The following is a 22,319-nucleotide window of genomic DNA, read 5'->3' on the forward strand; positions in this document are numbered from 1 at the left end:
CCTCGCAACCGCGCCCGCCCGCGCCTATCTCCTCCGCTCTGGCCAAGTCGTTAGAACAGAAGTAGAACCCGCACCCATGCTGACCACCATTTCCGTCCGCGGCGCGCGCGAGCACAACCTCAAGGACGTCGACGTCGACATCCCCCGCGACACGCTGACGGTGATCACCGGCCTGAGCGGGTCGGGCAAGTCGAGCCTCGCCTTCGACACCATCTACGCCGAGGGCCAGCGCCGCTACGTGGAGTCGCTCTCCGCCTATGCGCGCCAGTTCCTCGAGCTGATGCAGAAGCCCGACGTCGACCATATCGAGGGCCTCAGCCCCGCCATCTCGATCGAGCAGAAGACCACCAGCCGCAACCCGCGCTCCACGGTCGCGACCGTGACCGAGATCTACGACTATATGCGCCTCCTCTGGGCGCGCGTCGGCGTGCCCTACAGCCCCGCGACGGGCCTTCCCATCGCCGCGCAGACCGTCAGCCAGATGGTCGACCGCGTCATGGCGCTGCCCGAGGGCACGCGCCTCTACCTGCTCGCCCCCGTGGTGCGCGGCCGCAAGGGCGAGTTCCGCAAGGAGTTCGCCGAGTGGCAAAAGGCGGGCTTCACGCGCGTGCGCGTCAACGGCGAGCTCCACGACATCGAGGACGCGCCCGCGCTCGACAAGAAGTACAAGCACGACATCGAGATCGTCGTCGACCGCCTCGTCGTCCGTGAGGACGTCGCGACGCGGCTGGCCGACAGCTTCGAGACCTCGCTCAAGCTCGCCGACGGCCTGGCCTATGTCGACCCGGCCGACGGCCCCGTCGAGCAGCACACGCCCAAGGAGGTGATCCTGGGCGACCACGCGCCCCCGGGCCGCATCGTCTTCTCCGAGCGCTTCGCCTGCCCGGTCAGCGGCTTCACCATCGCCGAGATCGAGCCCAGGCTCTTCTCCTTCAACGCCCCGCAAGGCGCGTGCCCCGCCTGCGACGGCCTGGGCGAGAAACTCGAGTTCGACGAGGACCTGGTCGTCCCCAACCACGAGCTCTCCATCAAGAAGGGCGCCGTCGTCCCCTGGGCCAAGTCCAACCCGCCCAGCCCCTACTACATGCAGGTGCTGGGCAGCCTCGCCCGCGCCTACAGCTTCAGCCTGGAGACCCCCTGGAAGGACCTCCACCCCGAGACGCAGGACGTCATCCTGTTCGGGACCAAGGGCAAGCCCGTCACGCTCACCTTCATCGACGGCAAGAAGAGCTACGACGTCAAGAAGCCCTTCGAGGGCGTGATCGGCAACCTGAACCGCCGCATGCTCCAAACGGAGAGCGCCTGGATGCGCGAGGAGCTGGGCAAGTACCAGTCCGCCAAGCCCTGCGAGACCTGCCACGGTGCCCGCCTCAAGCCCGAGGCGCTGGCGGTCAAGATCGCCGACCGCGACATCGCCCACGCCACCCACCTGTCCGTCGTCGACGCGCTCCAGTTCTTCCAGGACCTGCCCAACCACTTGGGCGACCAGCAACGCGCCATCGCCGAGCGCATCCTAAAGGAGATCCTCGAGCGCCTCGGCTTCCTCAACAACGTGGGCCTCGACTACCTGAACCTAGACCGCACCTCCGGCACGCTCTCCGGCGGCGAGAGCCAGCGCATCCGCCTCGCGTCCCAGATCGGCTCCGGCCTGTCCGGCGTCCTCTACGTCCTCGACGAGCCCTCGATCGGCCTCCACCAGCGCGACAACGACATGCTGCTCGCCACGCTCCGGCGGCTGCGCGACCTCGGCAACACCGTCCTCGTCGTCGAGCATGACGAGGACGCGATCCGCTCCGCCGACTACGTCATCGACATGGGACCCGGGGCAGGGGTGCACGGCGGCCAGATCGTCGCGCAAGGCACGCTGGGCGAGCTGCTCAGCTCCCGCACCAGCATCACCGCCGACTATCTCAACGGCACGCGCGAGATCCCCTTCGCCGAGAAGCGCCGCAAGGGCTCGGGCAAGAAGCTCACCGTCCACAACGCCCGCGCCAACAACCTCCGCGGCGTCACCGCCTCCATCCCGCTCGGCACCTTCACCTGCATCACCGGCGTGTCCGGCTCCGGCAAGTCGAGCTTCACCATCGACACGCTCTACGCCGCCGCCGCGCGTTCCCTCAACAACGCCCGCATCCAGGCTGGCCGCCACGACAAGGTCACCGGCCTCCAGCACCTCGACAAGGTCATCGACATCGACCAGTCGCCCATCGGCCGCACGCCGCGCTCCAACCCCGCCACCTATTCGGGCGCCTTCACCTGCATCCGCGACTGGTTCGCAGGGCTCCCGGAGGCGCAGGCGCGCGGCTACAAGCCCGGCCGCTTTTCCTTCAACGTCAAGGGCGGCCGGTGCGAGGCGTGCCAGGGCGACGGCGTGCTCAAGATCGAGATGCACTTCCTCCCCGACGTGTACGTCCAGTGCGACGTTTGCCACGGCGCCCGTTACAACCGCGAGACGCTGGAGGTGAAGTTCAAGGGCAAGTCGATCGCCGACGTGCTCGACATGACGTGCGAGGACGCCGCCGAGTTCTTCGCCAACGTGCCCGCCATCCGCGACAAGATGGCGATGCTGGTCGAGGTGGGCCTGGGCTACATCAAGGTCGGCCAGCAGGCGACGACCTTGAGCGGCGGCGAGGCCCAGCGCGTCAAGCTCGCCAAGGAGCTCAGCCGCCGCGCCACCGGCAACACGCTCTACATCCTCGACGAGCCCACCACCGGCCTCCACTTCGAGGACGTCCGCAAGCTCCTCGAAGTCCTCCACGCCTTGGTCGAGCAGGGCAACACCGTGGTCGTGATCGAGCACAACCTCGACGTCATCAAGACCGCCGACTGGATCCTCGACCTAGGCCCCGAGGGCGGCGTCAAGGGCGGCGAGATCGTCGCCGAAGGCACGCCCGAGCAGGTCGCGAGCGAGCCGCGGAGCTTCACGGGGCGGTATCTGGCGCCGTTGCTGGAGCGGGGGAAGGTAGGGGAGCGGGAGAAGGTGGCGGCGGAGTAGTCGAAGTTGCTCTGTTTACCTGTCCAGCGATTGAGCGGCTTGCCGAATCCTTCTGATTGCAGATTTTCGTTCTGTGTGTTTGCGTTCTAGTCGATCAACAAATTCTTTCGCCGCGAGCCTAACATTTGCAAGTCGCTCAGGTAGAGGAGTATGTATCAACCATTCAGCATCCTCAGCAGATACAAAGATCACCTTCTCACCTGCTTCTTCATCATCCTCATGCTCTCGTACAAGTGTTCTCGTCAGTGCTTTCTTGAAAGAGGTGAATCTGCTAATAACCGGATCGGCTTGAAGCGCTGATGCACTTCTTCCGCCTGTAGGAGTTGTGGCAAAGATAGCATTGGAGCCGAAGTTATCATCCCAGAAATCCTCAATTGTAGAAAATGTGTCTCCCATTGTACCAGGATCTATGTAGCATCCTACAACATCGCCGGTTTCAAATGATATATCGAAAGATCCCCAAGTAAGGTCAATCATCTTAGCTAAACCGGACTTGGTATTTATGCGGATGCGTTGGGTGTCGGAAAGCCATTCCCTCAATCGTGGCATAATGAACGATGTTTCTACTGACTGCTTATTTAGTTCAACAAGCATACTAAAAGCGAGCGTACTGTAACCGATACCATATACTTGACTTATTAGTTCACGGAGATCATCTTCCTTGTATCTAGATACAAACAGAGCTGTAAAGTATTCTTGGAATGAGCGATGAACGAATACTATATCTAAGCCCTCGTGTTGCAGTAAACATACTGACTCGATTGCGTCTTTAACTAAATCCTCTGCGCGAGCATCAACATCTGATATGTCTGCTGCTTCTCTGAAAAGTCTAAGGAGTTCGGCATTACTGAATTCTAAATTCGAGTCACTGAAGGTTCTGTAACAAAAAAACGAGAATACGCGCTCAAATTCGTCCATCGGCAGACCTGCATAATGTCCACGACGATACATTCCCTTTGCGGCGTCGTGCCGTTGATACAGGGTTTCGAACGCGGCTTTGTAGAACGAAGATCGCTTGGTCGGTATATCTGCTGAATGATCAAAAGTGAGCAACATAATTGTTGCGAGTAGAGGATTCGACAGAAACTCACTATGACGGCTAAAAAGGCCGGCATTAAGTTCACTAATCAGTCGCTGTTTGACATCTTGATCGTAAGCTAGTCTTTTCAGCACATCGACAATTTGTGTACTGCTCATCGGCTGAGTGTGTACTACTGTAAACTCTTGTAGGCTCTCGACCTGATCACTTGGCCGGGTCGAAAGGACCATGGGACAATCGGGGTAAAGTCTAGCAAAGTCAGAGATTGCAGTTACAACTCGATCACGGAAGTTATGGTGAACCTCATCGATAGCGTCGAGTACAATTATAAATTGACCTGACTTCAATGCTTCTACAAACAAGTCGTTAGAGATCATACCCCGCTGTGATGAAGTCTTTTGCCGCAATATATCTGATAAAGCGTGGTTTGCCTCTAATTCAGACAGGTAACGGAGCTCGAGAAAAAGCGGGATGCGCCCCGAAGATGGAAGTACGTCAATGAAAAACAGGGTGAGCCACTTCATGAACATAGTTTTTCCGGCACCCGCTGTACCAGAGATACAAAACTTCGATCCGTTTAACGTTTGCTCAGCAACTTCTACATCGGTCAAAAGCATGGAAGAGTGATGTCGGCTTAAGCCAAAATTGACATTTACATACTGATCTCGCAGGTACACAGACTGATCTCTATATAGAATGTTCTTTACACGGGAGCAGCGATTTTGAGATGAGTCTAGATGTCCCGAGAATGTCTTGGCAAACTGCTTGGCAACCTTGTTGTAGGCAGCAGTTCCAAGCTTTTGTGCTAACGTTGCCGCTGGTCCGGTCGCTTGCTTTGCTGCAGCCGTGATCAGAGCATTTTCGAGAGTGGGCATTTTGTTCTCTGCCTTCTGACTGGAAGCATCAATCATAGTTTGTACCTGTTGCTTGCATCGGCGGGTGTTGCACTCACGCCCTCCCCGTTAATATAGAGGAAGCCGCCCGAGATTTTCGCTGCGCTCGCAGCACTTGCTTATACTTTATGCAGGTTCGTCCTGCGCATTCGCATGCCTGCCACCACAGGGCCACACACGGCGGGATTGATCGCGACGCGGGAGTGGCGGGGAAGGAAGGTTCATCCCTACACGGTGCAAGGAAAGGCGTCGGGCGGTCAACTCGGGCCAGCGCCGCAGTCAAATCGCGTCGTCGATCCTCGCTCGTGGCGAGGTCGGCCGGCCGGGCGATATCGGAGGGTCAACTCCGCTGCCCCTTGTACCGCGCTGACGCGCTTTCCATATCGCTAAGGCTACAGTCGCAAACTGACGGTTTCTCCCTAGCTTTGCGGCTCGGTCGTTCCTTCTCTCCCTGCTTCGACGGCACGCGAGGCCGTCCCATGCGGGGATGGCCGACAACATGAAGGAACGGCTCACATGAGCATCATCGGCACTGTCAAGTTCTTCAACAGCGACAAGGGTTACGGCTTCATCGCGCCCGACAATGGCGGCCCGGACGCGTTCGTCCACATCACCGCCGTCGAGCGCGCCGGCATGCGCACGCTCAACCAGAACCAGCGCCTCGGCTACGAGCTGGAGCAGGACCGCCGCGGCAAGACCAGCGCGGTCAACCTCGTCGCGCAAGACTGAGGCTCCGCCGCGAGCGGGCGGCGCGAGCTGCCCGCGAGCACCAGGGCGGAGCCCGGCCGGCCTCGCCTGAAGCGAGGTTCGGCCGGGGTCCCCGCAAAGTACTACTTTGCGGGATGCCTCGACGACGCGGCTTCGCCGCGGCGCTGCCCACCTTCCTACCGATGCCTAGTCGCCATCGTCCGCGACGACTAAACCCGAAAGGACGATCATGGACCTGAACTACCTCTACCACCGCCACGGCGTCTCGCTGATGCGCGCCGACGCCGCCGCGTGCGACGGCGCGCGGGTCGCGCATCTCGGGCTCGCCAAGGGCTATGCGCTCCGGATCGACGCCGAGCGCGAACGCAACGCCCGCTGCGCGGTGGTGCTCGCGGAGGCGTAACGCCTGTCTTGATCCTCTCCGAGCTTCGCTCGGGGAGGGGGACCGCCCGGCATAGCCGGGTGGTGGAGGGGCAGGGCGCGTGAGACGCCCGCAACAGCAACAGCACCATCCAGGCCACGCCGCGGCGAAGCCGCGTCGTCGGTCGTCGCTGCAGGCGACGCCGGCCGGCCCCGGCTAGTTCGCTCAAAATTAGCTCCGCTAATTTTTTCGCCGCCGGGGCTGTCCTACAACCTTTCTCCTCGCATACCTCCATGGTCACCTTTTGTTCTCACATCAGGAGACCACTATGTCCGATATCACCGAACCCCTCCCCAACCCCAATAACCTCGACGCATTCGAGTACCTCAAGCAGAGCACCGTCCCCTCCACCCGCATCGACGGTTGGACGGGTCACAAGCAGAAGCGGTTCCTGGAGGCGATCGCCGACGGCGACACCGTCAAGGACGCGTGCGGGCTCGTCCGGCTCTCCACCCAGTCCGCCTACGCCTTCCGCCGCACCGCCAAGGGCCGCGCGTTCGACCTGGGCTGGCGCGCCGCCGACCTCCTCGCGCGCGAGCGCTTCGCCGCCGACCTCTACATCCGCTCGGTCGAGGGCCAAGTCGTCGAGATCACCCGCGCCGACGGCTCCGTCGTCACCCGGCACCACTACGACAATCGCCTGGCCACGCAGATGCTCAACCGCCTCGACCGCTACGCCGACGCGTCCGAAGGCACCGCGCCCGGCCGCGCCGCGCGGCTCGTGGCGAGCGACTTCGACGCCTATCTCCAGCTCGTCGGCGAGGAGGGCGGCCCCGCCCGCGCCGGCCTGTTCATGCTGGCGCACGGCGAGGACGGGGTCGCCGCCGAGCTCGAGCCCGTGGTCGCGCTCGCCCGCGCCGACCGCCTCATCCGCTGCGGCACCGCGGCCGACGTCGCGCTCGCCGACCTCGACCCCGCCAAGCGCGCCGAGTGGACCGCCGAGCAGTGGGCGAGGGCGGAAGCCGCGGGCGTGATCGCGCTCGCCCCCGCTCCGGAAAATTTCACGCGTCAACCGGAGTCAACATCCGGCCGGCGCGGCGAGCCGGCGCCCACCGGGCGCGGCTTCGCCGCGACCGACGGGCGGGGGCACGGCGCGACCGACGCGCGGCCCGTCCCCGGCCTCAACGCCCGCGACCTCAAGGCGCTCGACAAGCTCCAGAGCCTCAACCTCGCGCTCGACGAGGGCCGCGCGCCCACGCCCGGCGGCGACCACGACCCGCTGCTCGACGGCCCCGTCTGGTGGGACGAGGACGAGCGCGACTGGCGCACCAGCTTCCCGCCGTCCGCGGACTTCGACGGGTACGAGGAAGGCGAGTTCGGCGACGAGTCCTACGCGCGCAGCCTCACGCCCGAGGAGGAGAAGGTCGCGTTGCGGCGCCTGAAGGACGCGTTTGGGGTGGTGACGTTGGCGGAGGCGGAAGCGGAGCGGGACCTGTGGTTCCGCGAAGCGGACGAGAGCGACGTCGGCGCAGCCGACGACGCCACGTCCGCAAGCGCGGCCAGCGGGTCGGACCCGCTCACGGGGCCGAACCCGTCTGACGTCACGGGGCAAGGCCGCCCTTGCCCCGCTTCGGGCGCAGGCGACGAGAGCGGCGATCCCATCGACGCCACGTCGCCAAGCCCGGCCGACGAGCTTGGCGATCCACGCCAAGTCTCGTTCGACGTCACGGGGCAAGGCCGCCCTTGCCCCGCTTCGGAGGTCACGGACAACCCCGACCCCACCCCACCCGAACAGTCCCAACCCGGCCCGATCCCGCAAATACCCAACCCCCAACCCGAAGTGTTCCACCTCCGAAACGACCCGAGCCCGACGGACGAGATCTTCACCAAACCAGCTAACCACGCCGACAAGAACCTGATCCCCGACCCGCTCATCCGCGCCCATTACTGACTTAACCCGCCGCCCATCCGTTTCATTTCGGTCCGTTGTACGGAATCGACTTGCCAAGACTTAAGATTCGGTCAACCTTTCCGCCCGGGAGCTCAAACCCAGGGGGAAATCGTGACGGTGAAGAAGGTGAACGGCACGGGCCGCAACGACGTGCTGCGCGGCGAAAACGGGGCGGATTGGATCGACGGCGGCGCCGGCGACGACCAGCTGTCCGGCAACGGCGGTGCGGACATGCTGTTCGGGGGCAAGGGCCGCGACACGCTCGACGGCGGGGCGGGCGCCGATTACCTGGACGCGGGCGAGGGCGACGACCTGCTCGTCTACGTGGCCGCGGAGAACAAGGGCTCCTACGACGCCTATAACGGCTGGACGGGCTCCGACACGCTGCGCCTCGTCCTCACCGCGGCGGAATGGGACCGCGAGGAGGTGCGCCAGGACGTGCACCGCTTCCTGGCCTATCTGCCCGAATATAACGAGCCGGACGGCTGGAAGGACGACCCGCTCTTCGCCTTCAAGTCGCTCGGCCTGGCGGTGGTGGGCGTCAACAAGCTGGAGGTGGTCGTCGACGGCAAAAAGATCGACGCGACGGACAAGGCGCTGAAGCTCGCCGACGACAAGGTCGCCCTGTCGGAGGACGACGCGGCCTCCGCGCTCGTGAACCTGCTCGCCAACGACCAGGCTCTGGACGGCGTCCGCTCCGTCAAGATCGCGCAGCCCAAGAACGGCAAGGTGGAGCTGGTCCGCACCGACTTCACCGGCGCCTCGCCCGTCGCTGAGGTCCGCTTCACGCCCAAGAAGGGCGCGTACGACCATCTGGCGGAAGGCCAGACCGCGACGGAGGTGTTCACCTACACCGTCACCGACAAGGACGGCGACGTGAAGACCGCGTCGGTGCAGGTGACGGTGACCGGGACCAACGACGCGCCGGTGCTGGGGGCGGCGCGCACGATCGCGACGAACGAGGCCGTGGGCACGCTCACGGGCAAGATCAAGGCCAAGGACGCCGACGCCGGCGCCGTGATCACCTACTCGTGGGAATATGACGGCCGCTTCTCGCCCTTCTCGATCGACGAGGAGGGCAACTGGGAATACGAAACGGACCATTGGTGGGACAACTACCTGGAAGGCGACATGCGGGAGGGCGACAGCCGCACCCACGTGATCACCGTCACCGCCACCGACGAGCACGGGGCGACCAGCTCCACCACGCTCACCTTCACCGTCGCGGGCCGCAACGACCTGCCCGACGCCGAGGACGAGTCGATCGGCGTCTTCGAGGACCATGGCAACTACCCGCCGAGCGAAGGGGTGACCGAGGCCGACGGCAAGCTGGCCTATCAAGGCACCCTCAGGGTCGACGACGACGACAGCACCGGCCCGTTCACCGCCGAAGTGGTGGAGGCGCCCGCGAACGCCTTCGGCAAGCTCAGCTTCGTCGGCGGCAACGAGTACGGCCTGATCGTCTGGCGCGTGGAGGTGGACAAGGCGAAGCTGACCGCGCTCGGCGAGGAGGAGATCCTCGAGCAGGTCTACAAGATCAGGGTCGGCGACGGCGACGGCGGCTATGTCGTCAAGGAGCTGACGATCCGCTTCGTCGGCGACGACAACGACCCGGTGATCATCGTCGGGCCCGATTCGCTCGCCGGCTACGTGGACCAGACCGACGGCGTGCTCACCGCCGTGGCGAACATCTTCTGGAGCGACCGGGACGCGGACGACGAGCACGTCATCGAGTTGGAGGCGCTGAGCGACGACGGCGTCGGCGAGCTCGGTCTGGACGTGATCCCCGGCTATAAGGCGCAGATCCAGCTCCGGGTGACGGAGGCCGAGGTCGAGGCGCTCCGCTATGACCAGGTCAAGCAGCAGTACCGCCTCACCATCACCGACCGGGCGGGCCATTCGGCTTCGGAGGTCCAGACCTTCACGCTGCGCAACGATCAGTTCCGCTACGGCGGCGACGGCGGCGACCTCGTCCAAGGCGACCTCTACGAGCGCAACCTGCTCGTCGGCGGCGAGGGCGGCGACAAGATCCAGGGCGGGTATAAGGCCGACCTTCTGTTCGGTGACGCCGGCCCGGCCTTGCCCGACCTCCAGACCAACGGCTTCTCCGGCGAGGCCTGGGCCGGCGGCAGCGGCAACAACGACGAGTTGGACGGCGGCGTCGGCGCGGACGAGCTGACGGGCGGCGCGGGGGCCGATCGGTTCGTGCTCCGCGCGGGCCAGTCGAACGGCGACCTCATCACCGACTTCGACGCGGCCGCGGGCGACCGGATCGTGTTCTACGACTGGGGCGCGGGCGCGACGCTCAAGCATCTCGGCGGCGGCAAGTGGGAGGTCGGCGCCGCCGACCGCTCGGTCGTGGAGGTGGTGACGCTGACGGGCGTGACGGAACTCGCCGCCGACGCCTACGCGTTCAGGGAAACGCCGCCGACCTGGTCGATCGGCACCGCCGGCGACGAGGTGATCTCGCCCGATTACTCGAACCGCAACGTGATCGTGGGCGGCGGCGGTCGCGACCAGATCTACGGCGGTTCGCACGCGGACGACATTTACGGGGACCAGGGGCCGGCCCTGCCCGCGGGCGAACAAAACAAGCTGAACGCCTATGAACGGTGGTACGCCGATCCGGAACGCGACGACATCATCGACGGCGGCGGCGGCGCCGACCGGATGACCGGCGGCGCGGGTGCGGACACGTTCGTGTTCTACACTTCCGGCGGCGACGGCGACGTGGTGACCGACTTCGACGGGGCCGCCGGCGACCGGCTCGAGTTCCGCTATTGGGGCGAGGGTGCGACCTTCACGCAGGTGGATGCCGACACGTGGCGCGTGTCGAGCGCGGACGGCGCGTATCAGGCGCTGATCAACTTCGCCAACGGGGCCGTGATCACGCCGGACCACTACGTGTTCCTCTAACGGGCACCGCCGGGGAGCGGTCCGGGCCTGGCGCCCGGGCCGCTCCTCGACATTCGTCGCGCGGGCGCAACGAACGTTCGCGGGCCATGCACCCTTTCTCCCGGTCGGACGTTGCGGGGGTTCAACCCCCACTGGCAGGAGTGACCTCATGGCCGACACCAGCAACGACATCACCGTCGTCAACTCGCTCATCAAGACGCTGAACGACTCGATCACGGGTTATCAGGAGAGCGCCAAGGACATCGGCAACCAGCGCCTGGCGACCATGTTCCAGGAGCGCGCGCAGGAGCGCCAGCAGGTCGTGACGCAGCTCCAGGCGGAGGTCGCGCGGTTGGGCGGCGACCCGAACTCGGGCGGTTCGCTGCTCGGCAGCGCCCACCAGATCTTCCTCGACCTGAAGTCGACGATCACCGGCAAGAACGACAGCGCCGTGCTGGCGGAAGTGCAGCGCGGCGAGGAGTATCTCCGCGACAAGTTCGACACCGCGCTCGCCGACGCCAACCTGTCGGCCTCGACGCGCCAGGTGCTCGAGCAGGCCGCGCAATCGGTCCGCCAGGGTGCGGACTCAGTACGCCAGTTCAACACCGCGATGTAAGTGATCGAGGGGCGGGCCATCGGCTCGCCCCACCCGAAAGGGGAGAGCGTAACGTGAACACCGACCAGAAGAACGGCGCGGGCGCCTACAAGTCCGACCGCGCGGACGACGCCGCGGCCCAGGGCCGCGACTTCAAGGCCCCTTTCCACCTTCGCCTGACCAAGGATCGCGACGTCCAAGTGGGCTATCGCGAGGCCGCCATCGCCGCCGGCGCGCTCGGGCTGGGCTTTCTCGCCTTCAAGGGCGTGAAATCGGTGCTGGGCCGCGCCACCAAGGCGAACGCCGTCGCCGCCGGGCATAGCGGCAAGCTCGAGCCCGTGCCGCTCGCCACCTCGGCGACGCCCGACGTCAAGGACAACGCCGCGCCGCGCTTTCCGGAGGGCATCGACAACCGCGTCGACGAGCCCGCGACGCCCTTCGTCGCCTCCTCCAACCAGGATGACACGGGTGACTTGGTGGTCGAGGTCACCGAGGTCGAGGTCGTCGCGGTTGCCGTCGACGACGCGTCCGCCGACCAGAGCGCCCGGACGCCCGAGCATGTGCCGACCGACCTCATGGGCGACAAGCCGCCGACGGCGAACGACCGCGCCATCGACGCCTTTCGGCCCGATCCCACCGCGCCCGTGCCGCCCGAGATGCGCGACTCCTTGCGCCCGGCGACCGGGCCCGCGCCCAGCCTCGCCGCCGACCGCGGCACCTTCGGCCAGGGCCTTGCTCAAACGGACGGTTCGAAATGACGACGGATACGACGGCGAACACGCCGGCCACCAAGCAGAGCGACAATGGCGGGCTCATCTGGAAGCGCGCGAGCTACGGGTTGGGCTGGTTCAGCCTCGCGCTCGCCGCCGCCGAGCTTCTCGCGCCCAAGAAGATCGCCAAGGCGCTCTCGTCCGAAGGGCATGAGGGCCTGATCCGCGCTTTCGGCGCGCGCGAAGCGATCGCGGGCGTCGGACTGGTCACCGATCAGGGCCACGGCCTGCGCGTCTGGAACCGGGTCGCCGGGGACGCCATGGACCTGACCGCGCTCCACTTCGCCCGTAAGCGCGCGCCCGACAACAAGAACATCTGGGGCGCGATCGCCGCCGTCGCCGTGGTGACCACGCTCGACATTTGCACCGCCATCGGCCTCGACCGCCGCACCGGCAAGTCGCTGCCCATCGGCCGCTAGAAGGAGGACGGACGTGAGCATCCTCGGCAAGATCAAGCGCGCCATCTTCGGCGAGAGCGGCCCGCTCGGTGGTCAGTTCGGCGGCGGGAGCATCCTGGGCAGCGGCAAGACCGCCCAGCCCAACACGCCCGCGCAGACGACGCAGGCGGAACCGTCCGCCATGCCCCAGATGCAGCAGCGCCAGGCGCAGCAGCCGCCGCAAGTACAGTCGCCCGCCGCCCAGCCGGTCGATGTGGAAGCTGTGCTCGAAGGCATCTCGGCGCAGAAGGGGCATCCGAACCTCAACTGGCGCACGAGCATCGTTGACCTGATGAAGTTGCTCGACCTCGACTCCAGCCTCGACAATCGCCGCGAACTCGCGACCGAGCTCGGCTATACCGGCGAGAAGAACGGCTCGGCGGAGATGAACATCTGGCTCCACAAGGCGCTGATGCGCGAGCTGGAGAAGAGCGGCGGCAAGGTCCCTGCCTCGCTCAAGGACTAGAAAGAAAAAGCCCCTCCCGAGGCTCGGGAGGGGCTTGGACTGCTAAAAGCGGCCTGACACCGTATCCGAGTGTCAGGAGTTTACTCGTTCCAGAGCAGCGACGTCTTGTTGCCCGCCTCCTCGTCGGCGGTGGGCTGGCGTTCGTCCTTGTCCAGCCGCGCGTCGCCACCGTCGCGGTGCTGCATCGACATGGTCTGCGGTTCCTTGCTCACGTCGAGCCGCGGCGTCGTGTCCCGGTCCATCTTGGGCTGAATGTCTTCGAGGTTCTCGTCGGCCATGTTCGTTCTCCTTGCCTGTGGAGAACGCCCCGGCCGGGGCCCGGGTTGCCTCTACCGCAACGGCTTGCCCGAGTCCTTCCACCGGTCGAGGACTTCGGACGCGGGCGGCAAGAGATCGTCGGCCGGCGTCGCCGCGACCGGGGCGGCGCTCGCCACGGCGACGGGGGCGAGCGGCTTCTCGAGAACGCCGGGCGGGGGAGGGGGCGGCACGACCGCCGCAGCGACGGCGACGGGCTGCGCGGACGGTATCGACGCGTGCGGTCCCGGCGTCGGCTCTCCACCCCGATATGCTTGGCGGAACGCCGCGCTCGTGCCCCACCAGCCCTTCCACCGGTGGAAGAAATGCGCGCCGACCACGTCCGTCATCACCAGCGAGCGGTTCCAAGCCGGTTTGACCGCGAAGGTGTGATAGTGCGTCGCCAAGCCGACGGGCGCGTATACGCCGCCCGCCAGCGCCGCCGCGGCGTTCCGCGCCGCGCGCGCCCAGGCCGTCCGACTCGGGATCCGCGCCATCGATCCGTCGCAGGCGAAGGAGAACTGGCACCCGCGCCGCTCCGACCCTTGGTACACCACGCCGCACACGGTCGCCGGGAAGGCGGGGTGCCGCACCCGGTTCAGCACCACCTGCGCGACCGCGCGCTGCCCCGCGTCGGGCTCCGACGCCGCTTCATAGTAGATCGCCGCCGTCAGGCACTCGAGCGCGCGTGCCCGATCGAGCGAACTCGCAACGCCCGTGACGAAGGGCGCGGCGGGGGCGGTGCTCGTCTCCGCGGCCGCTTCCGCCAGGACAGGCGCCGCGGCGAGGGCCACGGTTCCGGTCACGCCCGCGGCCGGTGCGGCGAGCTCCTGGCCGGGCTCCACGCCCTGTTGCGGAACGTCGGCGGCGGCGACCTTGACGGGGATCGGCACCACGGAGTTCGGCATCGGCGGCAACGGCGCCGTGCGCACGGCCAACCAAGCCGACGCGGCCGAGACGCCCGCGGCGGCCGGTAATAGCAGCAGCCCGGCCGCCAAACGTCGGGTTTGGTTTGGGGAGAGGGTGCGCCGCATCACACGCCGTTCCTACCGTGCGAGGCGTTACCGGTCTGCCCCACTTTCCGCCCCGTCCCGCGATGGGACGAGGCGGCGCGGCGTTCACTTCAGCGTGGGGCTGTCCAGGTTGAGCGCGGAGACGGGGATCACCTCCAGCTTGGGGTAGCGCTGGCGCAGAACGTCAACGAACTCCTTGGCCTCGCCGACGACGACGATGCTCGCCGCCGTCGGGTCGAGCAGCTGGGCGGCGGCGGTGCGGACGGTGGCGGGGTCAACGTCGCCGATAACGTCGGTGTAGCGGCCGAGCTCGGACAGGGGCACCGCCTGGACGATGTAGTCGCCCAGGATCTCCGCGACGCCGTCCGTCGTCTCGATCGCCCGGCCGAAGCCGCCCACCAGCACCGCCTTGCGCGTGTCGAGCTCGGCGGCGGGAGCGGGCGCGGCGCCCAGCTTGCGCATCTCGTCGATAATAATACCCACGACCTCCGGCGCGGACGGATTCTTGGTCTGCGTCCGCGCCGCGACCATGCCGCCCCGGCGCCTGGCGGATAGCCCGCTGCCCGCGCCGTAGGCGAGCCCGCGCTTGATGCGGATCTCCTGGTTCAGCCGCGACGTGAAGCCGCCGCCGAGCGTCGTGTTCGCAACCGCGAGCGGATAGTAGCGCGGGTCGGCGCGCGCGATCGCCGGACGGGCGACGACCACGCCCGCCTGGCCGGCGCCGGGGAAGTCGACGACGACGACCCTGGGCGCGGCGGTCTCGACGGGCGCGGTGCGCGGTGCGGCGGCCGCACCGGCGCGCCAGCCGCCGAAATGCTTGGCCGCGAGCGCTTGGGCGGCCGCGGGCGTGATGTCGCCGACGACGAGCAGCGTCGCCGTAGCGGGGCTCCACGCGCCGGCGTAGGAGCGGGTGAGGTCCTCGCGGGTGATCGCCTTGAGCGAGTTCGGCGTGCCTTCCGGCGGCGATCCATAGGCCGAACCGCCGAACACCGCGCGCTCCGCCACCAGGCCGGCGAGCTGCGCCGGGTCCTTCAGGCCGACCTGCACGGCGTCGATCGCCTGGGTGCGGGCGCGTTCGATCTCGTCGGCCTTGAACGCAGGGTTCACGGCGACGTCGGCGAGGATCGCCATCGCCGGATCGATCTGATCCGACTTGACCGTCACGTCGACCGACGCCCCGTCCCGTCCCGATCCGCTCTCGATCGAGCCGCCGAGCGACTCGACGGCGCGGGCGATCTCGGTCGCGGAGCGGGTGGTCGTGCCCTTGGTCAGCAACGCGCTCGCCAGACTGCTCGCGCCGGCCCGACCGGCCGGGTCGGTTGCGGAGCCGCCGGTCGCGACGAGCGAGGCGGTGACGATCGGCAGGTCGCGGCGCTCCACGGTGACGACGCGCAACCCGTTCGCGAGCCGCGCCTCGACGGGGCGGGGCAGCACCGTCGGCACGGGCTGGCCGGGGGCCGGCGGGAGGATACGCCGGCCTTCCGGCGCTGGGGTCACGACCTGGATGCCCGCGGGCGCGCGCAGGTCGACCGCCTGCACCGTCGGCGCAATGGGGATCGCGTCGCTCTGCGCGGTCGCAGGCTTGGCCTCGAGCGGCAGGTAGCGGATCGTCGCGGCTTGATTGTCGCCCAGATATTTGGCGGCGACGCGCCGGACGTCGGCGGGCGTCACGCGGGCGATGGCTTCGAGCTGTTTCTGCGACGCGTCGGGATCGCCGTCGATGATCGTCGAGCTGGCGATGACGAGCGCCTTGCCCTCCGCGGTCTCGCGCTGGCGGATGGCTTGCGTCAGAATCTCGTTCTTGGCCTCGGCGAGTTCGGCGGCGGTGACGGGCTGCGTCCGGAGCCGCGCGACCTCGCGCTTCAGCGCCGCCTCGCCCTCTTCGGCGGTCTTGCCGCCCGCCAGGATGGCGTAGAGCACGAGGTTGCCCGTCGACTGCTTGGTGTCGAGAAAGGCGGCGGCCGACTGGGCCAGCTGGTCGCGGTAGACCAGCGTCTCGTACAGGCGCGAGCTCTCGCCGGTGGAGAGGATGGCGTTGAGCACGCTGAGCGCGGGCGTGTCGGCGTCGCGGTCGGGCGGCACGTGATAGCTGACGAGCACCGCGGGAAGCGGCGTGTTCGCCTCGTACACGGTGCGGGTCACGGCGCGGGTGCGCGGCGGCTCGACGGCGGTGACGCGCGGGATGGGGCGGTTCGGCTTGGCGATGGGCCCGAAATACTGGTCGACCCAGCGGTCGAGCTGCGCGGGATCGAAGTTGCCGCCGACCACCAGGATGGCGTTGTCGGGACGGTAGTAGGTGGCGTGGAAGGCGCGGACGTCGTCGATCAACGCGGCCTCCAAATCCTCCAGGCTGCCGATGCCGGGGCGCGCATAGGGGTGCACGGAGTAGGCGAGCTGGGGGTAGTAGATGGACAGCAGCTTGCCGTAGGGCCGCGCGAGCGTGCGGAAGCGGAGCTCCTCCTTCACCACGTCGCGCTCGGATGCGAAGCTGGTCGGCTCGACCACCAGGCTCGCCATGCGGTCGGCCTCCGCGAAGAGCAGACGCTGGAGGTGGTTCGCCGGCACCACCTCGTAATAGTTGGTGTAGTCGTCGGCGGTGGAGGCGTTGTTGTAACCGCCCACGTCCTCCGTCAGCCGGTCCATCTGTTCGGGCACGAGGTTCCGCGTCGCCTTGAACATCAGGTGCTCGAACATATGCGCGAAGCCCGAGCGGCCCTTGGGATCGTCCTTCGAGCCCACGTCGTACCAGACCTGGACGGAGACGTTGGGCGTGGTTGTGTCGCGGATGGCGAACACGCGCAGGCCGTTGGGCAGCGTGCGCTGCGCGTAGGCGATCGGCTTCACCGCCGCGGTGGACGGCGCGGGCGTCTGCGCCCCGTCCCGCAAAGTGGTGTTTTGCGGGGGCACCGGCTGAGCGGGCGCGGGCGCGGAGAGGAGGGCGGCGCCGGCGAGCAGCGCGGAGCGGAACAGGCGCATGGAGGTCCTTACTTTTTGGAACGCGAGCGGTTGGCGAAGAGCACGGCGGCGGCGACCGCCGCGGAACCGATGCCGACGCCCATGCCGAACGCGCCCAGCGGCCAGTTCCGCGCCTTGTCGTCCTTCTCAGCGGCGGCCCGCTCGCGGTCCTTCACGGCCTTGGCCTCGGCGAGGATCTCGTTGGGTTCGTCGCTCACTTGATCTCTCCTTTGGCCGAGGCATAGCGCGCGCGGAACCCGTTTGCGAAGACCTCTAGACGCCCCTCCGCGATGGCGGCGCGGAGATCGGCCATGAGCGTCTCGTAGAACCAGATATTGTGCTCGGTCATGAGCATGGCCCCGAGGATCTCGCCCGAGCGGACGAGGTGGTGGAGATAGGCGCGCGTCCAAGTGGCGCAGACGGGGCAGGGGCAGTCGGGATCGAGCGGTCCCTGATCCTCCGAGAAGCGGGCGTTGCGGAGGTTGAGCGGACCCGTCCGGGTGAACGCCTGTCCGGTGCGGCCCGAGCGGGTCGGAAGCACGCAGTCGAACATATCGATCCCGCGCTCGACGGCGCCGACGATGTCGTCGGGCTTGCCGACGCCCATGAGGTAGCGTGGGCGATCGGCGGGCAGCTGGCCCGGCGCGAAGTCGAGGCATCCGAACATGGCGGCCTGGCCCTCGCCGACGGCGAGCCCGCCCACCGCGTAACCGTCGAAGCCGATGTCGATCAGCGCGTCCGCGGAGGCCTTGCGCAGGCCCTCGTCGAGCGCGCCCTGCTGGATGCCGAACACGGCGTTCTCCGCAGCGTGGTCGCCGCCCGCGTCGAAGGCGTCGCGGCTTCGCCTGGCCCAGCGCATCGAGCGCTCCATCGCGGCCGCCTGGACGTCGCGCGGGCTGGTGGTGGGCACGAGCTCGTCGAAGGCCATGACGATATTCGAACCCAGCAGGCGCTGGATCTCGATCGAGCGTTCGGGCGTGAGGAGGTGGCGCGTGCCGTCGAGGTGCGACTTGAACGCGACGCCCTCCTCCGATCGCTGCGTCAGCTCCGCCAGGCTCATCACCTGATAGCCGCCGCTGTCGGTGAGGATGGGACGCTCCCAGCCCGAGAAGCGGTGCAGCCCGCCGAGCCTCGCCACGCGCTCGGGGCCGGGACGGAGCATGAGGTGGTAAGTGTTGCCGAGGATGATGTCGGCCCCGGCGGCGGCGACGTCGCCGGGCTTCATCGCCTTGACGGTCGCGGCGGTGCCGACGGGCATGAAGGCGGGCGTGCGGATCACGCCGCGCCGCATGGCGATACGGCCGGTGCGCGCTCGGCCGTCGGTCCGGTCGATGGTGAAGTGGAAACGGGTCACGGGCGCCGCTCTGGCGGAGGCGTCCGGCGGTGTCGAGGGCGGCGGGACGATAGCACCGGAGGCGGCGCACCGCTCTAGTCGGATCGCTTAGCCCCGGCTCATCGGAGGCGTGATATGCAGGGGTTCGCCGACCACGCCTGTGAGGAGATGCGCGTCCTCAGGCCGCCATTCGGGCATGGCATGTGCAAACGTTAGCTTTTTCGTTCGCGGAGCCAAATCGACATTTAGGAAAGGATCGCCACCATGACGAACGGGTTCGAGAGCGCGGCCGCAACGGCGGCCGCGGCGGGTCAGCGGATCGTGGGAGGCGATGGCGCGAACGTCATCGAGGGCGGCGCAGGAGCCGACCGGCTATTCGGCGGGGCGGGGTCGACGAGCGCGGAAAGCGGGCGGATCGACGCGACGCGGCTGGCCACGTTCGCGCAGCCCGTCTTCGCCACTTACGCGCCTGGCGGCGACCCGTCGCTGCTGTTCGTAGTGGAGCGCGCGGGCGCAGTGCGGGTGCTCGACACCGACACGGGGCAGGTGACGGGCACGGCGATCCAGCTCGCGTCGGGTCGCGTCGGCTTGTCGGGCGAGCGGGGGCTGCTCGGCTTGGCCTTTCACCCGGAGTTCCAGACCAACGGGTGGGCGTTCCTGAGCCTGGTCAACCCTGACGGGCAGACGGAGATCCTGCGCTACAAGACCATGGCCAGCGACCCGACGCGGCTCGATCCGGCGTCCGAGACGCTGATCTGGCGGTTCGACCGTTTGCCCGAATACGACAATCACGCGGGCGGCTGGATCGGCTTCGGGCCGGACGGCCACCTTTACCTCGCGTCGGGCGACGGGGGCGGGGGCAACGACCCCGCGAACCAGGCGCAGAACCGCGACTCGCTGCTCGGCAAGATGCTGCGCATCGACGTGGACGGCGCGGACGCGTTCGCGAGCGACCCGAACCGCAACTATGCCATCCCGACCGATAATCCGTTCGTGGGCGAGGCGGGTGCGGACGAGGTGTGGGCGTACGGCCTGCGCAATCCGTGGCGCAACAGCTTCGACCGAGAGACGGGCGACCTCTACATCGCCGATGTCGGCCAGGGCGCGCGGGAGGAGGTCAACTGGCAGGCCGCGACGTCCGACGGCGGCGAGAACTATGGCTGGGTCGTGCGCGAGGGCGATCGGGTGAACGTGACCGGGCGGCCGGGCAATCCGCCGCCCGACGATCCCTCGCTGGTCGATCCCGTGCTGGCCTATGCGCACGGGCCGGTGAACGGGCGGTCGATCACGGGCGGCTACGTGTATCGCGGGCCGGGCGAGGGGCTGGAGGGCTTCTACGTTTACGGCGACTTCATCAGCGGGCGCATCGCCGCGTTCCGGGTGGAGGAGGGCGAGGCGGCGGACGCGACCGACCTGAACGACCGGATCGTTGGGCTGAACGCGGCGGGGACGCTGCCGCGGCTGACCTCGTTCGCGGAAGGGGTCGGGGGCGAGCTCTACGCCATGGCGATCGACGGCGGGCTGTACCGATTGTCGCCCAGCGCGGGCGCGGCGGACGGGAACGACGTGATCCGCGGCGGGACGGGCGCCGACGAGCTGTACGGCGAGGCGGGGCGCGACGACCTGTTCGGCGGCGCGGACGACGACTCCCTGGTGGGCGGGTTCGGCGGCGACCGCCTGTTCGGCGAGGGCGGCCGCGACCGGCTGCGCGGCGAGGCGGGCGCGGACCTGCTCGCGGGCGGGGCGGGCCACGACGCGATGATCGGCGGGGCGGGGGGCGACCTGTTCCTCTTCGACAATCGCGCGAACGTGGGGCGCGACCGCGTCGGCGGCTTCGACGCGTCCGACCTGCTGGTCACCACCGTGGCGCTGCGCGACGGCAACAATGACGGGATCATCGTCTTCAGCGGGAAGAACCTGGCCCTGGGCGGCGGCGGGAGCGTGTCGATGACCGACGGGTCGGGCGCGACGATCCGGCGGTTGGAGTATGACGGCTTCTTCGACCAGGAGGGCGCGCGCTACTTCGTCTACAGCCTAGTCGGGTCGGCGGCGGCGGGCGTGGCGCAGGCGTCGGCGTTCGACCTGACGATCTGAGGTCAGCGCGGGCGCTCGGGCCTACGCCGACCGGGGCCGCCCTGACCCGGCGGCAGGCTGCGGATGGTGACGAGCTCGTTGCGGGCGAGCGTGCTGTCGCCGTTCGCGTCGTAGCGCGCGGCGATGGCGGTGAAGCGGGCGGCGAGTTCGGCGGCGGTGATGCGGTTGTCGCCGTCCTTGTCGAGTTCGTATGGGCCGGGGAGCGCGTTGCGGTCGCCGAGCCAGCGCTGCGCCCAGTCGGCATAGGCGATGTAGCCGACCCGGCCCGCCGACGCGCCCTCGGCGGTGGCATAGGCGCGGGCGAGGCAGTCGTCGCGTTCCGCTTTGGTGACGAGCGCGTCGGCGTTCGCGTCGCAGGCCGCGAAGAACATGGCGGCGGGCTCGACCAGGATCGTGGCGGGCGGCTGGGCCGTGGGGCTGGGCGGCGGAGCGGGCGGTGCAGCCTGGAGGGCCAGGGCGAGCAGGAGCATGGGCGGTCCTTAGGGCAGGAGCAGCGACGCGTCGCCGTAAGAGTAGAAGCGGTACTCGTGCGCGACGGCGTGGGCGTAGGCCCCGAGCATGCGCTCGCGGCCCATGAGCGCGCTGACCAGCATGAACAGGGTCGAGCGGGGGAGGTGGAAGTTGGTCATGAGCCCGCCCGTCGCGCGGAAGCGGTAGCCGGGGGTAATGAAGATCGACGTGTCGCCTTCGAAGGGCTCGACCACGCCGTCCTCGCGCGCGGCACTCTCGAGCAGGCGGAGCGAGGTGGTGCCGACAGGGATGACGCGGCCGCCATTCGCGCGCGCTTGATTGAGGCGGTCGGCGGTGGATCGGTCGATGCGGCCCCATTCGGCGTGCATGCGGTGGTCGTCGGTGTCCTCCGCCTTGACGGGGAGGAAGGTGCCCGCGCCGACGTGGAGCGTCAGCGTGGCGTGGCGCACGCCCGCGGCCTCCAAGCGCGCCAGGAGGTCGGGGGTGAAGTGCAGGCTGGCGGTCGGCGCGGCGACGGCGCCGGGCTCGGCGGCGAACATCGTCTGGTAGTCGTCGGCGTCGCGCGCGTCGGTGGGGCGCTTGGCGGCGATATAGGGCGGCAAGGGCATGCGGCCGGCGCGATCGAGCAGCAGCTCGACGGGCTCGTCGCCCTCGAACTCGAGCGCGAAGCTGCCGTCAGCGGCGCGGTCGGAGGCGGTCGCGGTGACGCCCTCCCCGAAGTCGATGGCATCACCGTCGCGCAGACGCTTGGCATTGCGGACGAAGGCGCGCCAGCGGCGAGGGCCTTCGCGCTTGTGGAGCGTCGCGCCGATCTTGGCGTCGCCGCGGCGGCCCTTGAGTTGCGCGGGGATGACGCGCGTGTCGTTGAAGACGAGGAGGTCGCCCGCGCGGAGCTGGCCCGGCAGGTCGCGGACGACGCGGTCGTGGAGCCCCGCGTCGTTCACGACGAGCAGGCGCGCGCCGTCGCGTGGGGAAGCGGGGCGAAGCGCGATCCGTTCCGGCGGCAGGTCGAAGTCGAAGAGGTCGACGTTCATGGCGCGGGCGCCGCC

18 protein-coding genes are annotated in these 22,319 nt (G+C 67.8%); 10 read left to right on the forward strand and 8 right to left on the reverse strand.

All coding sequences use genetic code 11. From position 1 onward, the window contains the following. Positions 1-76 precede the first annotated feature (76 nt). Positions 77-2,995: an excinuclease ABC subunit UvrA gene (gene uvrA, locus CKY28_RS11630; protein WP_095998456.1), complete on the forward strand. Its 2,919-nt coding sequence runs from the start codon at positions 77-79 to the stop codon at positions 2,993-2,995. 15 nt (positions 2,996-3,010) lie between these two features. Here the strand turns inward: uvrA and CKY28_RS11635 are convergent, their stop codons facing one another. After that, a complete protein-coding gene (locus tag CKY28_RS11635) occupies positions 3,011-4,945 on the reverse strand; it encodes an NACHT domain-containing protein (protein ID WP_095998636.1) in 1,935 nt (644 codons plus the stop codon). Positions 4,946-5,443: 498 nt separating this feature from the next. Between CKY28_RS11635 and CKY28_RS11640 the strand changes: the two genes are divergently transcribed. The 8 genes from CKY28_RS11640 (at position 5,444) to CKY28_RS11670 (ending at position 13,110) form a co-directional block, all read left to right on the forward strand. Beyond that, the gene (locus CKY28_RS11640; protein WP_095998457.1) at positions 5,444-5,656 is read left to right on the forward strand and encodes a cold-shock protein; all 213 of its coding nucleotides are present in this window, start codon (positions 5,444-5,446) and stop codon (positions 5,654-5,656) included. Positions 5,657-5,864: 208 nt separating this feature from the next. Next, the gene (locus tag CKY28_RS18700) at positions 5,865-6,038 is read left to right on the forward strand and encodes a hypothetical protein (RefSeq protein ID WP_176473063.1); all 174 of its coding nucleotides are present in this window, start codon (positions 5,865-5,867) and stop codon (positions 6,036-6,038) included. Positions 6,039-6,324: 286 nt separating this feature from the next. Then, positions 6,325-7,947, forward strand: a complete 1,623-nt coding sequence (locus CKY28_RS11645) for a hypothetical protein (RefSeq protein WP_095998458.1) — start codon at positions 6,325-6,327, stop codon at positions 7,945-7,947. Between the two features lie 111 nt (positions 7,948-8,058). After that, the gene (locus tag CKY28_RS11650) at positions 8,059-10,863 is read left to right on the forward strand and encodes a VCBS domain-containing protein (RefSeq protein WP_095998459.1); all 2,805 of its coding nucleotides are present in this window, start codon (positions 8,059-8,061) and stop codon (positions 10,861-10,863) included. 148 nt (positions 10,864-11,011) lie between these two features. Next, positions 11,012-11,458: a ferritin-like domain-containing protein gene (locus CKY28_RS11655; RefSeq protein WP_095998460.1), complete on the forward strand. Its 447-nt coding sequence runs from the start codon at positions 11,012-11,014 to the stop codon at positions 11,456-11,458. A 53-nt stretch (positions 11,459-11,511) separates the two neighbouring features. Beyond that, a complete protein-coding gene (locus CKY28_RS11660; protein WP_095998461.1) occupies positions 11,512-12,195 on the forward strand; it encodes a hypothetical protein in 684 nt (227 codons plus the stop codon). Next, positions 12,192-12,626, forward strand: coding sequence for a hypothetical protein (locus CKY28_RS11665; protein WP_245841800.1), 435 nt, complete (start codon positions 12,192-12,194; stop codon positions 12,624-12,626). The genes CKY28_RS11660 and CKY28_RS11665 overlap by 4 nt, the downstream gene beginning before the upstream one ends. Before the next feature lie 13 nt (positions 12,627-12,639). After that, positions 12,640-13,110, forward strand: a complete 471-nt coding sequence (locus CKY28_RS11670) for a DUF3597 domain-containing protein (RefSeq protein ID WP_095998462.1) — start codon at positions 12,640-12,642, stop codon at positions 13,108-13,110. An 80-nt stretch (positions 13,111-13,190) separates the two neighbouring features. Here the strand turns inward: CKY28_RS11670 and CKY28_RS11675 are convergent, their stop codons facing one another. From CKY28_RS11675 to tgt, 5 genes are all read right to left on the reverse strand, one after another. Beyond that, positions 13,191-13,388, reverse strand: a complete 198-nt coding sequence (locus CKY28_RS11675) for a hypothetical protein (protein ID WP_095998463.1) — start codon at positions 13,386-13,388, stop codon at positions 13,191-13,193. A gap of 51 nt (positions 13,389-13,439) precedes the next feature. Beyond that, a complete protein-coding gene (locus CKY28_RS11680; protein WP_245841801.1) occupies positions 13,440-14,402 on the reverse strand; it encodes a cell wall hydrolase in 963 nt (320 codons plus the stop codon). A gap of 120 nt (positions 14,403-14,522) precedes the next feature. After that, positions 14,523-17,393, reverse strand: coding sequence for a M16 family metallopeptidase (locus tag CKY28_RS11685; RefSeq protein WP_095998465.1), 2,871 nt, complete (start codon positions 17,391-17,393; stop codon positions 14,523-14,525). Positions 17,394-17,401: 8 nt separating this feature from the next. Then, the gene (locus CKY28_RS11690; RefSeq protein WP_095998466.1) at positions 17,402-17,590 is read right to left on the reverse strand and encodes a hypothetical protein; all 189 of its coding nucleotides are present in this window, start codon (positions 17,588-17,590) and stop codon (positions 17,402-17,404) included. Further along, entirely contained in the window at positions 17,587-18,726 is a 1,140-nt protein-coding gene (gene tgt / locus CKY28_RS11695) for a tRNA guanosine(34) transglycosylase Tgt (protein ID WP_095998467.1), read from the reverse strand. Before tgt ends, CKY28_RS11690 begins: the two co-directional genes overlap by 4 nt. 243 nt (positions 18,727-18,969) lie before the next feature. On the opposite strand from tgt, the gene CKY28_RS11700 reads away from it, so the two are divergent. Continuing rightward, positions 18,970-20,799: a PQQ-dependent sugar dehydrogenase gene (locus CKY28_RS11700; RefSeq protein WP_095998468.1), complete on the forward strand. Its 1,830-nt coding sequence runs from the start codon at positions 18,970-18,972 to the stop codon at positions 20,797-20,799. Positions 20,800-20,801: 2 nt separating this feature from the next. On the opposite strand, the gene CKY28_RS11705 is transcribed toward CKY28_RS11700, so the two are convergent. Both CKY28_RS11705 and queA read right to left on the reverse strand, forming a co-directional pair. Continuing rightward, entirely contained in the window at positions 20,802-21,269 is a 468-nt protein-coding gene (locus CKY28_RS11705; RefSeq protein WP_095998469.1) for an EF-hand domain-containing protein, read from the reverse strand. A 9-nt stretch (positions 21,270-21,278) separates the two neighbouring features. Then, positions 21,279-22,304, reverse strand: coding sequence for a tRNA preQ1(34) S-adenosylmethionine ribosyltransferase-isomerase QueA (gene queA, locus CKY28_RS11710; protein ID WP_095998470.1), 1,026 nt, complete (start codon positions 22,302-22,304; stop codon positions 21,279-21,281). Positions 22,305-22,319 lie beyond the last annotated feature (15 nt).

Source organism: Sphingomonas lenta, from assembly GCF_002288825.1.
Classification (GTDB): Bacteria; Pseudomonadota; Alphaproteobacteria; order Sphingomonadales; family Sphingomonadaceae; genus Sphingomonas; species Sphingomonas lenta.